This window comes from Acidovorax sp. NB1, assembly GCF_005405905.1.
Classification (GTDB): domain Bacteria; phylum Pseudomonadota; class Gammaproteobacteria; order Burkholderiales; family Burkholderiaceae_C; genus Acidovorax.
The window spans coordinates 58,383-72,043 of the sequence record NZ_BJHU01000021.1 but is presented as its reverse complement, the minus strand read 5'-3'; the positions used below and the strand labels follow the sequence as shown (position 1 = coordinate 72,043).

Genomic DNA, 13,661 nt, shown 5'->3' with positions numbered 1-13,661 from the left:
CGTTTCAAACCTTCACCTGAGCCCACCCATGACCGCCACGTCCGCCACACCTGCGCGCCGCATCGTCGATATCTCGATGCACCTTGAAAACGATGTTGTCTCCGACCCCCCAGGCCTGGGCCCGCGCATCAACTACATCGACCACCAGATGAGCTTTGCGGACCTGGCGCAGTTCTTCCCGGGCCTTCAGAAGGAAGACCTGCCTGACGGCGAGTCGTGGGCGGTGGAGGAGGTGCAGCTCAACACCCACAACGGCACGCACCTGGATGCGCCGTACCACTTCGCCTCCACCATGGACGGCGGCCAGCGCGCGCTGTCCATCGACGAGGTGGATCTGAACTGGTGCTTCCAGCCCGGCGTGAAGCTGGACTTTCGTCACCTGCCCGACGGTTATGTGGTGCAGGCTGCCGACGTGGAGGCTGAGCTGGCACGCATCGGCCACACGCTGCAGCCGCTTCAAATCGTGGTGGTCAACACCCGCGCTGGCAGCGCCTATGGCACCCCCGGCTACACCCGTGCGGGCTGCGGCATGGGTTACGAAGCCACCATGTACCTGCTGGAGCGCGGTGTGCGCCTGACGGGCACCGACGCCTGGAGCTGGGATGCGCCCTTTGCCTACACCGCGCAGCGCTATGCCGAGAGCGGAGACGCATCGCTGATCTGGGAGGGGCACAAGGCTGGGCGCGACATCGGTTACTGTCACCTGGAGAAGCTGCACAACCTGGAGGCGCTGCCCGCCAGCGGCTTCTATATCTCGTGCTTCCCCGTCAAGGTGCGCGGCGCCTCGGCAGGCTGGACACGGGCCGTGGCGATCTTCGACCCGGTGCTGCCGCTGCAACCTGCGGCCGGGGTGGCGCCATGAAACTCGCCACCCTGCGCAACGGCCAGCGCGATGGCCGCCTGGTGGTCGTGTCGGCCGATGCGCGCCGCTGCATCGACGCCTGCCCCGTGGCCCCCACGCTGCTTGATGCGTTGGAGCGTTGGAAGGTGGTGGAGCCCGCACTGCAAGACCTGTCCCGCACCGTGAATGCACCCGCCGCCCTGGGCACCATGCCCTTCGATGCGCGCCAGTGCCTGGCCCCGCTGCCGCGCACTTGGCAGTGGCTCGATGGCTCGGCGTTCTTGAACCACGGCCACCTCATGGAGCGCGCCTTCAAGGTGCCGCCTGTGGCGGACTTCGACACCATCCCGCTCATGTACCAGGGCGCAGCCGACGACTTTCTGGGACCGCACGACGATGTGCGGCTGCCGACCGAGGACGACCAGATCGACTTCGAGGGCGAGTTTGGCGTGGTGCTCAGCGAAACACCCATGGGCGTCACCGCCGAGCAAGCGCTGCAGTACGTGCGTCTCGTCGTGTTGATTAACGACTGGAGCCTGCGCGCCTTTGGCCCGCGCGAGGCCAAGAGCGGCTTCGGCTTTTTGCAGGCCAAGCCTTCCACGGCTTTTGCCCCCATCGCCGTCACGCCCGACGAACTGGGCGCGGCGTGGAATAGCGGGCGCGTGCACCTGCGGCTGCAGACGCAGCGCAATGGCGAATGGTTTGGCCACCCGCACGGCGGTGCCATGCACTTTCACTTCGGCCAGCTGATCGCCCACGCGGCGCGCACGCGCAAGCTGTCTGGGGGCACCATCATTGGCTCGGGCACCGTGTCGAACGCGGATGCGGGCGTGGGTTCGTCGTGCATTGCCGAGCGCCGCATGGTCGAGGCGCTGGCAGACGGTGCGCCGCGCACGCCGTTTTTGCGTTTTGGCGAGCGCGTGCAGATGGTGGCGCTGGACGACCAGGGCCAGCCCGCGCCGTTTGGCGTGATTGACCAGATGGTGGTGCAGGGCGGCGCGGTGGGCCAGGAGCGGGTGAATACTGTGGATGCTACAAATTTGATAGCTGTTAGGGCATGATGGTCGCGCGGTAGTAGCCAAAAAAGCTTTGAATTTTTCACTCCAGTCCATCCGGCCTTGGGTTGGCCGCCTCTGCTTCTACGCCCCACAGCGCTGCGTCTTTCTCCCTCTCCCCTGTGGGAGAGGGTTGGGGAGAGGGTTGGGGAGAGGGTTGGGGAGAGGGGGCGGTCGCTCTGGGGCCCGGCGCCGCCTGCTGTCCCCCGGCCCGGAGTGTTTTCACCGGTTGACCAGCCGTTGGGCGGCGCCTATTCTGGCTGGCAGGGGCCGGCAATGCCCCCATACCAACAAACCGCCCCACTTCCCTCGCGCCCATGCACAAAGAATTCCACCACGATGCCGTGCGCCGTCTGCAGGCGCTGATCGAGCGCGAGACTGGCACGCCCCTGTCCGAAGCGGCGCAGACCGAGATGGCCGCCATCCTGCATGGCATGCAGAGCCCCGATGGCGGCGCCAGCGACGGCCTGGCCGTGGTGCCGCGTGAGGTCACCATCTTGCTGGCCGACCTGCGCGGGTTCACCGCGCTGTCGGGCTCGCAACCGGCGTCGGTGGTGATTGCGGCGCTCAACCGCTGCCTGGCGCGGCTGTCTGAAGTGGTGTTCAAGTACCAGGGCAGCATCGACAAGTTCATGGGCGACTCGATCATGGTGCTGTTTGGCGCCCCCGTGGCGCGCGAGGACGATGTGGACCGCGCGCTGCTCTGCGCCGTGGAGATGCAGATGGCCATGCGCGAGCTGAACCTGGAGCACCTGCGGGAGCGGCTGCCCGAGGTGTTTCTGGGAATTGGCGTGAACACCGGCACGGTGATGGCCGGGCGCTTTGGTTCGGACGTGTATTCCGAATACACGGTGATTGGCGAGGCGGTCAACCTGGCCTCGCGCATCGAGGCGCTGAGCCTGCGCGGTCAGGTGCTGATCAGCGACACGACCTACCAGCGCTGCTGGGGCCTGGTGTCGGCATCGGCGCCCATGCAGGTCTATGTCAAGGGCCGCACGCAACCCGTCAGCCTGCGCGAGCTGATCGCCATCCCCTCGCAAAAACTCAAGGTGCCGCGCCAGGAGTTCCGCCGCAGCCACCGCGTGGATGCGCGCCTGCCCTGCCTGTGCCAGCGCATGCAGGACAAGATCGTCGTACCCCACATCGTGCACGGCGCCATCCGCGACATTGGCTACCACGGCCTGCTGGTGGAGCTGATCGAGCCGCTGGAACCGCACAGCGAGATCAAGCTGGAGTTTGAACTGCCGCTGGTGGACTACCGCGTGGCCGATGTGTATGCGCGCGTCATCACCCTCAAGCAGGAGGGCGACGAATGGGTGGCCGGGCTGGAGTTCACCTCCATCAGCGCCGAATGCCACGCCAAGGTGCAGATGTTTGTGCAGCTGTTGGTGGCGCACTGATCCTGCGCATATCCTGCTGCAGATAGATAGCCCAGCTGTCGGGCACGCCCATGGCGCGGTGGCACAAGCAATCAGGCGCAGCAACTAGCACGTAGCGAATACCGGCAGCGCTTGCACCCGCGCGGCGCCGCTGGGGCCATCGCCCCGGCGGGGGTATGCCCCCGGCCCAGCAGAGGTCCGCCGGGCATGATATGGTTACAAAATTCGGGTTTACCCCCGTAACTGCGTAACAATGCAACCGCCCGGCGGCTGTGTTGCAGCTCTTTCCCCACCCCACCGATCTCTTTGGTTGCGGCACCGTCGCCTGCTGGTGCTGCGCCCTCCGTTGTTGCCATGACTGCGCCCTTGCCCTCCACATTGCCCACCAACGACATCACCCCCACCGACGACCGCACCCTCGTGCGCGCCGTGCTGGCGCTGGGGGTGGGCGGTTTTTCCATCGGCACGGGCGAGTTCGTCATCATGGGCTTGCTGCCCGAGGTGGCGCGCGACATTGGCGTGAGCATTCCGCAGGCGGGCCACGTCATCAGCGCCTATGCCCTGGGCGTGGTGGTGGGCGCGCCCGTGCTGGCCGTGTTGTGCGCCCACTGGGGGCGGCGCGCGCTGCTGATGGCGCTGATGGTGGTGTATGCGCTGGGCAACTTCGCATCGGCACTGGCGCCGGGCTATGGATCACTCACCGCCATGCGGCTGTTCACCGGCCTGCCCCACGGCACCTACTTTGGCGTGGCCGCGTTGGTGGCGGCTGCACTGGCCCCGCCCGGCCGCCGCGCGCGCGCCGTGGGCTGGGTCATGCTGGGGCTGACCACGGCCACGCTGGTCGGGGTGCCTATTGCGGCTGCCCTGGGAGAACACTTTGGCTGGCGCGCCGCGTTTGTTTTTGTGGGCCTGATCGCCGTGGCTGCTGTCATCATGGTGCGCCTGTGGGTGCCCGCCATGCCCGCATCGCACGGCGCCAGCCCGCTGCGCGAGCTGGGCGCGCTGGCGCGCAAGCAGGTGTGGTTCACGCTGGGCATTGGCGCCATCGGGTTTGGCGGCATGTTTGCGGTGTTCAGCTACATCAAGCCCACCTTGCTGGAGGTGGCAGGCATGCCGCCTGCGCTCATGCCCTTTGTGCTGTCGCTGTTTGGCCTGGGCATGGTGGCGGGCAACCTGGTGGGCTCGCGCATGGCCGACAAGGCGCTCATGCCCGCCATCGGCAAGGTGCTGTTGTGGTCCATCGTGGTGATGGCGCTGTTTGTGCCCGCCGCGCACCACCCCGCCAGCGCCGCGCTGGCCACGTTCCTGTTGGGCACCGTGGTCGCCATCGGCCCCGCGCTGCAGATCCGCCTGATGGACGTGGCGGGCGACGCGCAGACCCTGGCCGCTGCACTCAACCACTCGGCCTTCAACGCCGCCAACGCATTGGGCGCATGGCTGGGCGGCGTGGCCATTTCGGCGGGCATGGGCTGGACGTCCACCGGGTGGGTGGGGGTGGTGCTGGGCCTCGGTGGTGTCGGGATCTTTGCGTGGTCCATGGCGAGCGAACGGAGCACGAAACCCGCCATGGTGTGACCGTAGCGGCGGCGCGACACAGCCGCAGCGGGGGAAAAGAACACCGCGTTCTGCGCTACATTGAACGCGGGCTGGCCTTTCTGCCAGCCACGTCGCTCGGACGGTTCCGGGCGCTTACGTGAAAGTCACACCGCATGTCTGCATCGCAGGGCAAGCGCCGTTTTGCGCGCATCGATCGCCTCCCTCCCTACGTCTTCAACATCACGGCCGAACTTAAGTTGGCCGCCCGCCGCCGGGGCGAAGACATCATCGACATGAGCATGGGCAACCCCGACGGGGCCACGCCACCGCACATCGTCGCCAAGCTCACCGAAGTGGCCCAGCGGCCCGACACCCACGGCTACAGCGCCAGCAAAGGCATCCCGCGCCTGCGCCGCGCCATCAGCCATTGGTACAAAGACCGCTACGCGGTGGACATCAACCCCGACACCGAGGCCATCGTCACCATCGGCTCCAAGGAAGGCCTGGCCCACCTGATGCTAGCCACGCTCGACCGGGGCGACACCGTGCTGGTGCCCGACCCGAGCTACCCCATCCACATCTACGGCGCGGTGATTGCGGGCGCGGATATCCGCAGCGTGCCCGTGGCGCCCGACGTGGACTTTTTTGCCGAGCTCGAAAAGGCCATTCGCGGCAGCTACCCCAAGCCCAAGATGATGATCTTCGGCTTTCCCAGTAACCCCACCGCGCAGTGCGTGGACCTGGGTTTCTTCGAGCGCGTGATCGCCCTGGCCAAGAAGCACGACATTTTGGTGGTGCACGACCTGGCCTATGCCGACATCGTGTACGACGGCTACCGCGCCCCCAGCATCATGGAAGTGCCCGGCGCCAAGGACGTGGCGGTGGAGTTTTTCACCCTGAGCAAAAGCTACAACATGGCCGGCTGGCGCGTGGGCTTCATGGTGGGCAACCCCGACCTGGTGGCCGCGCTCGCCCGCATCAAGAGCTACCACGACTACGGCACCTTCACGCCCCTGCAGGTGGCTGCCATTGCCGCGCTGGAGGGCGACCAGCAGTGCGTGAAAGACATCGCCGCCCAGTACCAGCGCCGCCGCGATGTGCTCTACAAGGGCCTCACCGAAGCCGGCTGGGCCGTGGACTGCCCCAAGGCCAGCATGTACATCTGGGCCCGCATCCCCGAGCCCTACCGCGCGCTGGGCTCGCTGGAATTTGCCCGGCAGTTACTGGAGAAAGCCAAGGTGTGCGTGTCGCCGGGCATCGGCTTTGGCGACCAAGGGGATGAATATGTGAGGTTTGCGCTGATTGAGAATGAGGCGCGGATTCGGCAGGCGGTGCGGGGGATTCGGGGGATGTTTAAGGGGGATGGGCTACTCAAGGTGCCTGCAGCAGCCGCTTCCTGAACGGGGATCACACATCGAGCCACGGGTGGATCATTGCTGCTAGAAAAAGCTCTGCGAAATTCGTTGGGGCTTGCTGGTGTTTGTAGTGGTGATCCGCCTTTTGTGATGCCTTTGTCTCAGTGGCTAATCGGCTTTGTGCCAACGTTTCTGCAGCTAGGTTGTCCTGTGAGTTCATCGTGCTAGCTCGGAGTGGTTTGCTTGATTGTGGTCTCCATAGCCCTGAGCAACGCCCCAAAACGCTGTGCATTCTCGGGAATGTGGTGAACCATAAAAAACTCAGCGAAATAGCCTTGTGCAATCTGCGGCCGGTTCTTAACGAGCTGCCTTTTTGTCTCCCCGAGGGTCAATGTTGCGCCCTCACTTCTTGACTTGCGGAAGATGCGCATAGCCGCTGCTTTCAGCTCCTTTGGATGCGCTGCGTTTATCAAATACTCCAACATCAATTCCTCGAACCACCCTTCCGCAGAAACGAACACCATTTGTCCACGTTCAAGCTTGTCTTTGTTCATTGCGGCCAAGGCCAGGTCCAAGTCCTGCGAGTGAATGACTTCGCGATAAAAGCTCCTGAATCTGTTCAGTAGATCGCTCGGTGATAGGTCTTTTGAGGGGCCGAGCAATGCGTAACAAGGGGCTCCTCTGCGCAATGAAACTCCTGAGATACAGCTCACACCAAAGCACGCAGAGACAGATAGGAGCAGGTTGAATCCGCTGGCTCGGTTTAACGGAATCAGAGCATCGCATATCTCCCGCCAGTGGATTTTTCCGCCCCGGAAGTGAAGCCCGAAATCGTCTTCTCCGTGAGCCTCAATGTGGACGATCGGGCGCAGGCCTTCCTGATCGGCCTGTGTCGCTAGATTTGCTATGACAGCTCGGAATTCATAAGGCGTCGCAATGTCAACATGCGACACGGTAATTGGCGTCTGTAAATCTTCAAGCTGGCCGTTGAGGTAGCCCGCCAGTTCTCTGCCAGTTTGAAATTCTCGGGACGGCAGGGATTCGATGATGGCAATGTGATTGACCCGAAAACTGTGCGTTGAAGCTTTGCCAGTGTCCATTCTCGGAATGTAAATTGACTTTGTGAGAGTGCACCGGTGGAGCTACATCGCCCAAATCCTAGGCGCTTCCCCCTCCAACCCCCACAGAACCTCCCGCCAAGCCACCCGCACGGCTTTGAGCAGTTTCATCGCTGGCTCCACCTGCGGCGCCAGCACGCGCACCACCACCATGCGGTCATTGGGGCTGGTGGCGCCTGCGGTGGCTTTGACCTGGGGGTGTTGATCCATCACCGCACGGGCCGCGTCCAAGGCGGCGTCGCGGCGGGTGCGGTCCAGGGGCGTGCCTGCGGCAAAAAACATGCTGGCCATGCAGCGGTGGCCTGCCAAACCCAAGGGACTGCTCAGCAGCCGGTCATCGGCGGCGTCGATGACGCCGCGCTCCAGCCACAGGCCAGGCACTTCCAGATGCTGGGTGAAGCGGCCTTGCTCGAATGGCTGGCCCGCGTGCGGCAGGCCCAACGCGGTCACGTCCCAGGCGATGCATTCCGCGCCGGGGGCCAGGTTCAGCGTGAGGTGGTTTTCGGCGTGGCAGGCGCTGTAGCACAGGGCTTCCAGCGGCAGCCATTCCAGGCGCGCGCCTCCGGCCAAGGTGAGGTGGCTGCGCTGCAGAGCCAGCGGGCCGGTGGAGCGGTAAAAGCGCGTAGCGCCGGGCGTGGTGACCAGGCCGTGGGCGCCGGGGCCCACGGTGGTGGTGATGTCCAGCGTGTCGCCGCCCACCAGGCCGCCGGGGGGGTGCACCAGCACGTTGTGGCAGATGGCGTCGCCCTCGGGGTACAGGCTTTGCAGAATGCGTAACGGGCCGTTGTGCTCGTAGCGGGCGACGGTGCGGGCGTTGTTGTTGCTTTCGGCCGTGTAGTCGAGCTGCAGGCGGGCGTGCCAGGGCATGGTGCGGAGTTTTGCTATTAAATGAGTAGCTGATTATGCCCTGTGGATAAGCGCAAGGGGCATTTTTGACCAGATGTTTGCGCTGGGCGGGACCGGTTTGCGGCTCCCTCTCCCCTGGTGGGAGAGGGTGGGGGAGAGGGGGTTGTGCGCTACTTGGGGGCGCTGCCCCCTCTCCCCGGCCCTCTCCCGCGAGGGGAGAGGGAGGAAACCCGAGGGCGCGTGGAGATGTGGCTGTGGCGGGTCAGGCGGTCTGGAGCGCGGGGGCAGGGGCTGCAACCTGGGGTTCGGCCGCATACCAGCTGCGCAGCTTGCCGGGGTTGAGCAGGCCTTGCGGGTCAAAGCGGCGCTTCATGCCCACCACGGCGGGGTCCAGGTTGTTCTGCTTGCCGTCTTCCACGATGTACACGTGCGGGTTGTTGATTTGCACGCCGTGGTCGCGGTAGATCTGCATGATCTGGTTCAGGCGCTCTTCGGTGGTGTAGCGGATGATCTGCAGGCCGCTGCAGTTGAAGGCGCCTTCCTTGGTGCGCAAGAACTCCAGGTGCATCATCACCTCGCCCTTCAACGCGGCCTCCAGCGCCTTCACCTGCTTGAGGCGGTGCATGGGGTTGAAGCCACTCTGGATGTAGGTCAGGCCTTTGTCCACCTTCAGGGCGTGCAGGGTGGTGTGGTTCCAGGTGTATTCGAGCAAGGTTTTGTGGCTGCTGGCCACTTCGTCGGCGGTCTTGCGGTAGGTGACCTGGCCGCCGTGCTGCGCCGCCATGTCGCGCATGCCCGCCTCGGAGTGCGGGGCCACCAGCAGCAGCACCGCGTGCTGGTTGGCGGGCAGGTGCTCGGCCAGGCTGGTGAAGTACTGCGGGATGGGGGCGGCCACAAAACACACCTCTTTTTTCTCCAGCCCGGGTGCGCTGCCAAAGCGGTCGGCAAACTCCAGCGCGGCGTCGAACTGTTCGAAGGTGGCGATGCATTCGGTCCAGTCCACGGCAGGGGTCAGGGCCACTTCCAGCTCCAGCACGATGCCGTTGGTGCCGTAGGTGTGGTGCAGCAGCATGGCCTCGGGGCCGCGCAGTTCGATGACTTGGGGCTCCGGCTCTACCGTCATGGCGCGCACGGCCAGCACATTGCCGGGCGCGGCCAGCGGGCCGTGGTTGATGGAGCCCGCACCGCCAAAGCCGCCGCCAAACAGCCCGCCCAGCGTGGCGCTGCGGTAGGTGCTGGGCAGCCAGCGCAGTTCTTGCCCGTGGGGCTTGGCCTGCGCGTCAAAGTCTGCCAGCCGGATGCCCGACTGCGCGCGGCCCACGCCGCCGCGCACCCAGCCAAAGGCGTTGTAGCCCGACAGGTCCAGGATCACGCCGCCGTGCAGTGGCGTGCTCTGACCATAGTTGCCGGTGCCGCTGCCGCGCACGGTGAGAGGGATGCCCGCGCTGGCGCATGCGGCTACCACCTGGCGGATTTCTGCTTCAGTGCGCGGGCGCACGGCGATGTCGCCGCGCTTGCCCGCCAGGTCGCGCTTGAGCACGGGGCTGAACCAGGCAAAGTCCTGCGAGAGGCGGCCCACGCGCAGCGGGTCGGCGATCCAGTCCAGGTCGGGCAGCAGGTCGGGGAGCTGTTGGGCGGTGGTGGTCATGTCGGTATCTCCTTGGCCGCTGTTGGCCGTTTGGGGCAAAAGGAAGCCCGTGCCGCGCGCCAGTGGCTGCGCGCGGTGTGTTGGCGATGGGGTTGAAAGGTCTAGTCGTGCGACGTTTCGCTGGCGTGCCAGCCGCCCAGGGCGACGCGCGTGAGCCATGCCATCAGCACGAAGAGCGCGACGCCGGTGAGCGAGATCAGCAGCAGCGCAGCAAACATGCGCGGGATGTTGAGCTGAAAGCCTGCCTGCAGGATCTGGTACGCCAGCCCTGCACCCTGGCCCCCGGTTCCGGCTACAAACTCCGCCACCACAGCGCCGATGAGCGCGAGGCCGCTGGAGATGCGCAGCCCGCCAAAGAAGTAGGGCAGTGCGCTCGGGATACGCAGGCGCAGCAGCGTCTGCAGCCGCGTGGCGCGGTTGAGCTGGAAGTAGCTTTGCAGGTCAGGCTCCACACTGCGCAGGCCTAGCGTCGTGTTGCTGATGATGGGGAACAGGGCGACCAATGCGGCGCAGATCACCATCGATGCCATCGGGTCCTTCACCCAGATGATGATCAGCGGCGCCACGGCCACGATGGGCGTGACCTGCAACAGCACAGCGTAGGGAAAGAGCGCGGTCTCGATGCGTTTGCTCTGCACAAAAAGGAACGAGATCAGCACGCCCGCCACCGTGGCCACCACAAAAGCCAGTACCGTGATCTTGACGGTGACCCACAGCGAGCCGCCCAGGGCCGCCCAGTCGGTGAACAGCGTCTTCATCATCAGGATGGGCGAAGGCACCAGGTAGGGCGGCAGCTCCATGGCTGTGACCAGCCCCTGCCATAGCGCGATCAGCACCAGGCCGACGAGCACGGGGTACACCACGCGCTGTACACGGGGCTGGGCCATGAGTGGCGGGCGTTTGGGCGTTGTCTTGGTGGCAGGTTTGGCAGCGATCAGTGCAGGCGTCGAGCGCTGGGCGGCTGCGGGATGGGCGGTGACCACGGGCGACGCCATCGGTGCGGAAGGAAAAGGGGTGCTCATGCCACGGTCTCCTCGGTGTCCACGCTGGCGCGCAGCAGGCTGTCCTGCAGCAGCTTGGCGTAGCGGCTGAATTCGGGCGACACCATGAAGTCCGCCGTGCGCGGGTAGGGCGCGTCGATGCGGAACTCTTCGACCACGCGACCGGGGCGCGCGGCCATCATGACCACGCGGCTGGAGAGGAACACCGCCTCGTGGATCGAGTGCGTCACAAAGATCACGGTGAGCTTCTTCTTGCGCCACAAGTCGAGCAGGTCAGCGTCGAGCTTGTGGCGCGTGATTTCATCCAGCGCGCCAAAGGGCTCGTCCATCAACAGCAGGTCGGGCTGGGTGACCAGGCCACGCGCAATCGATACGCGCATCTGCATGCCGCCCGACAGCGCGCGGGGCAGGGCGTTGGCAAACTTGGACAAGCCCACCAGCGCCAGCGCTTCGGTCACGCGCGCATCGGCCTCGGCACGCGGCACGCCCGCCAGGTCCAGCGGCAGGCGCACGTTGGTCTGCACACTGGCCCAGGGCATGAGCGTGGGCGACTGAAAGACAAACGCCATCTTCTTGCCGCTTTCTTCCAGCTGCGCCACGGGCTTGCGCCACAGGTGCAGGCGGCCGTCGGTAGGCTCCAGCAGGCCCGCCACCATTTTCAGCAGCGTGCTCTTGCCGCAGCCCGATGGGCCGAGCAGGGTGACGAATTCGCCTTCCTCAATGGTCAGGTCCACCGGCAACAGGGCCTGGGTGCCGTTGGGGTAGGTTTTTTCGGCGGAGAGCACCTCCACGGCGGGCGTGGGATGGGGCAGCGGTGCCTGGGCGTGTGCCAGCGGTGGAGATTCAGCGGGGGATGTCATGGTCGCCTTTCGATGGATGCGGCCGGGCGTGGGAGGGCTGCGCACTGGCCGCTGTTTCAGGGCTGTCAGGGCTCAGGGCAGAACCTTGAGGTCTTTGACGAAGGCGGTGGTGTAGGTCTCGGTCAGCTTGACCTTGGCGGGGTCGATGAGCTTGGCGTCCACCAGGAAGTCGTAGCTGGCCTTGGCGCGCGCGTCGGTCATGATGCCGATGCCCATGGTGGTGGCATCGCCCCCGGTGGCCATGCCCATTTCCTTGAGCTTGGCCACGCTGTAGGCGAGCTGCTCGTCGGTCATGTTGGGGTTGTCCTTCTTGATGAGCGCATTGGCGGGGGCTGGGTCGGCCAGGTAGCTCTTCCAGCCTTCCATCGACGCCTTCACGAACGAGGCCACGGCGGCGCTGCGGTCCTTCACCGTCTTTTCCATGCACGAGACGGTGGTGGCGTAGGCGGGGTAGCCCTGGTCGCTGAACATCAGCGTATTCGCCTTGACGCCTGCCTTGGCAATCGCAAACGGCTCGGAGGTCAGGTAGCCCTGCTGGGCGGTGTTCTTGTCGGCAACGAAGGGCTGGATGTTGAAGGTGTAGGGGCGGGTCTGCGAATCGGTGAAGCCGTACTTGGCCTTGAGCCAGGGCCAGTAGCCGCGCTGGGCCGACGAGGCAATCAGGATGGTCTTGCCCTTGAGGTCTTCGAACTTCTTCACGTCCTCGTGTGCGATGAGCACCTGCGGGTCCTTCTGGAACACCGCTGCCACGTTGACCACCGGCACGCCGCCTTCACGCATCTGGATCATCTGCAGGTCGCTCGATCCCATCACGCATTCGGCCTGACCAGCGGCCATCATCTGCACGATGTTGACCTGTGGGCCGCCCATCTTGATGGTCACATCCAGCCCGTACTTTTTGTACAGGCCCGTGGCCACCGCCTGGTAGAAGCCGCCATGCTCGGCCTGCGCGTACCAGTTGGTCAGGTAGGTGAACTTTTCCTGCGCGTGGGCCTGCATGGTGCCGACGGCACCAACAGCGAGCAGCGCGGCTGCACCAAGTTTGGAAAGGCGGGAGGCGGTTTTCATCATGGTGGTACTCCGGTAGGGGATGGAGGTGGAACGAAGGGACAACGAAGCGAAAAGCGAAAAGGATTGGTGATTGCGTTCGCAGGTTTCAGGCCAGTGCGGACGGGTGCTCGATGTGCCCGGTGTGATGGGCGCGGCCCCAGGTGGGCTCAGTGCGCGGTGCCCACTGCAGTCGATGCAGCTCGGTAATGGCGGCGGCCCAACTCACGGCCAGTGAGTCGAGGATGGCGTGGCCCTGTTCGGCCGTGGCGGGCAGCGGGTCGCCAATGATTCCGCTGGGGCCGAAGTCGCGCGCACTCCAGGCGCAGGCAGGGCGGCCGTCGGGCGAGAGCAGGGGCGAGTCAAAAACGGGCGGGTAGTTGACCACCGCGCGCTCCATGTGCACGGTGTCGGGGGCCAGTGCCAGCATCAGTGCGGTTTCGCCGTGGCCCGCATGCATGGCCAGGCGTTTTTCCTTGTCGGAGAGGAACTTGCCCGCCACATGCGGCACCCGCCAGGTGAAGCTGGGCACCACGATGAAGTCGCCATGGCGCAGGCGCAGCTCGCGGGCGCACATCTCCATCACCTGCGGCTGGCCGCCGTGGCCGTTGACAAACAGCAGCTTGCGAAAGCCCGCGCGGTACACCGACTCGCCCACCTCGTTCATGGTGGCCAGCAGGGTCTCGCCGCTCAGCGTGACGGTGCCTGGGAAGTGCAGGTGCTCTTCGGACTTGCCGTAGGTGATGGGCGCCATCGCAAACGCAGGCACTTCAGCGGGCAGGCGCGCCAGCGCATGGCCCACCACGCCTGCGCTGATGACGGTGTCCACCGCACAGGGCAGGTGCGGGCCGTGCTGCTCGGTGGCGCCCGTGGGCAGCACGATGACGGTGTTCTCCTTGTCGGGCAGGTCGGCGATCTCGGTCCAGCTCAGGTAGGGCAGGTAGCGGTGGGGTGGGGTGTAGCCGTGCAGCATGA

13 protein-coding genes are annotated in these 13,661 nt (G+C 65.3%); 5 read left to right on the top strand and 8 right to left on the bottom strand.

The window, feature by feature from the left end; translation table 11 throughout:
* Positions 1-28: 28 nt before the first annotated feature.
* The 5 genes from AvAM_RS08615 to alaC all read left to right on the top strand — a co-directional run bounded on the left by AvAM_RS08615 (position 29) and on the right by alaC (position 6,211).
* The gene (locus AvAM_RS08615; protein ID WP_249368021.1) at positions 29-862 is read left to right on the top strand and encodes a cyclase family protein; all 834 of its coding nucleotides are present in this window, start codon (positions 29-31) and stop codon (positions 860-862) included.
* Positions 859-1,902, top strand: a complete 1,044-nt coding sequence (locus AvAM_RS08610) for a fumarylacetoacetate hydrolase family protein (RefSeq protein WP_137746674.1) — start codon at positions 859-861, stop codon at positions 1,900-1,902. Before AvAM_RS08615 ends, AvAM_RS08610 begins: the two co-directional genes overlap by 4 nt.
* A gap of 311 nt (positions 1,903-2,213) precedes the next feature.
* The gene (locus AvAM_RS08605) at positions 2,214-3,296 is read left to right on the top strand and encodes an adenylate/guanylate cyclase domain-containing protein (protein ID WP_137746673.1); all 1,083 of its coding nucleotides are present in this window, start codon (positions 2,214-2,216) and stop codon (positions 3,294-3,296) included.
* Positions 3,297-3,629: 333 nt separating this feature from the next.
* Positions 3,630-4,850, top strand: a complete 1,221-nt coding sequence (locus AvAM_RS08600) for an MFS transporter (protein WP_137746672.1) — start codon at positions 3,630-3,632, stop codon at positions 4,848-4,850.
* Positions 4,851-4,984: 134 nt separating this feature from the next.
* Complete coding sequence (gene alaC, locus AvAM_RS08595) at positions 4,985-6,211, top strand: alanine transaminase (RefSeq protein ID WP_137746671.1); 1,227 nt, start codon at positions 4,985-4,987, stop codon at positions 6,209-6,211.
* Between the two features lie 7 nt (positions 6,212-6,218).
* Here alaC and AvAM_RS25620 read toward each other — a convergent pair whose 3' ends face one another.
* The 8 genes from AvAM_RS25620 to AvAM_RS08560 all read right to left on the bottom strand — a co-directional run bounded on the left by AvAM_RS25620 (position 6,219) and on the right by AvAM_RS08560 (position 13,659).
* The gene (locus AvAM_RS25620) at positions 6,219-6,386 is read right to left on the bottom strand and encodes a hypothetical protein (RefSeq protein WP_171012175.1); all 168 of its coding nucleotides are present in this window, start codon (positions 6,384-6,386) and stop codon (positions 6,219-6,221) included.
* A 4-nt stretch (positions 6,387-6,390) separates the two neighbouring features.
* The gene (locus AvAM_RS08590; protein WP_137746670.1) at positions 6,391-7,266 is read right to left on the bottom strand and encodes a hypothetical protein; all 876 of its coding nucleotides are present in this window, start codon (positions 7,264-7,266) and stop codon (positions 6,391-6,393) included.
* Positions 7,267-7,308: 42 nt separating this feature from the next.
* Positions 7,309-8,151, bottom strand: a complete 843-nt coding sequence (locus AvAM_RS08585) for an urease accessory protein UreD (protein ID WP_137746669.1) — start codon at positions 8,149-8,151, stop codon at positions 7,309-7,311.
* 241 nt (positions 8,152-8,392) lie between these two features.
* Positions 8,393-9,778 (bottom strand): FAD-binding oxidoreductase, encoded by a 1,386-nt coding sequence (locus AvAM_RS08580; RefSeq protein ID WP_137746668.1) that lies wholly within the window; start codon positions 9,776-9,778, stop codon positions 8,393-8,395.
* Between the two features lie 101 nt (positions 9,779-9,879).
* Entirely contained in the window at positions 9,880-10,665 is a 786-nt protein-coding gene (locus AvAM_RS08575; protein WP_121944136.1) for an ABC transporter permease, read from the bottom strand.
* A 131-nt stretch (positions 10,666-10,796) separates the two neighbouring features.
* Positions 10,797-11,639 carry an ABC transporter ATP-binding protein gene (locus AvAM_RS08570; RefSeq protein ID WP_249368019.1) on the bottom strand — a complete coding sequence of 281 codons (843 nt, stop codon included), beginning with the start codon at positions 11,637-11,639 and terminating at the stop codon, positions 10,797-10,799.
* A gap of 72 nt (positions 11,640-11,711) precedes the next feature.
* A complete protein-coding gene (locus AvAM_RS08565) occupies positions 11,712-12,710 on the bottom strand; it encodes an ABC transporter substrate-binding protein (protein ID WP_137746667.1) in 999 nt (332 codons plus the stop codon).
* Between the two features lie 85 nt (positions 12,711-12,795).
* Entirely contained in the window at positions 12,796-13,659 is an 864-nt protein-coding gene (locus tag AvAM_RS08560; RefSeq protein WP_137746666.1) for a creatininase family protein, read from the bottom strand.
* Between the last annotated feature and the right edge of the window lie 2 nt (positions 13,660-13,661).

Coding starts and splice junctions, on each gene's coding strand:
- AvAM_RS08615 (WP_249368021.1), top strand. CDS start 29: ATGACCGCCACGTCCGCCACACCTGCGCGCCGCATCGTCGATATCTCG.
- AvAM_RS08610 (WP_137746674.1), top strand. CDS start 859: ATGAAACTCGCCACCCTGCGCAACGGCCAGCGCGATGGCCGCCTGGTG.
- AvAM_RS08605 (WP_137746673.1), top strand. CDS start 2,214: ATGCACAAAGAATTCCACCACGATGCCGTGCGCCGTCTGCAGGCGCTG.
- AvAM_RS08600 (WP_137746672.1), top strand. CDS start 3,630: ATGACTGCGCCCTTGCCCTCCACATTGCCCACCAACGACATCACCCCC.
- alaC (WP_137746671.1), top strand. CDS start 4,985: ATGTCTGCATCGCAGGGCAAGCGCCGTTTTGCGCGCATCGATCGCCTC.
- AvAM_RS25620 (WP_171012175.1), bottom strand. CDS start 6,386: ATGAACTCACAGGACAACCTAGCTGCAGAAACGTTGGCACAAAGCCGA.
- AvAM_RS08590 (WP_137746670.1), bottom strand. CDS start 7,266: ATGGACACTGGCAAAGCTTCAACGCACAGTTTTCGGGTCAATCACATT.
- AvAM_RS08585 (WP_137746669.1), bottom strand. CDS start 8,151: ATGCCCTGGCACGCCCGCCTGCAGCTCGACTACACGGCCGAAAGCAAC.
- AvAM_RS08580 (WP_137746668.1), bottom strand. CDS start 9,778: ATGACCACCACCGCCCAACAGCTCCCCGACCTGCTGCCCGACCTGGAC.
- AvAM_RS08575 (WP_121944136.1), bottom strand. CDS start 10,665: ATGGCCCAGCCCCGTGTACAGCGCGTGGTGTACCCCGTGCTCGTCGGC.
- AvAM_RS08570 (WP_249368019.1), bottom strand. CDS start 11,639: ATGACATCCCCCGCTGAATCTCCACCGCTGGCACACGCCCAGGCACCG.
- AvAM_RS08565 (WP_137746667.1), bottom strand. CDS start 12,710: ATGATGAAAACCGCCTCCCGCCTTTCCAAACTTGGTGCAGCCGCGCTG.
- AvAM_RS08560 (WP_137746666.1), bottom strand. CDS start 13,659: ATGCTGCACGGCTACACCCCACCCCACCGCTACCTGCCCTACCTGAGC.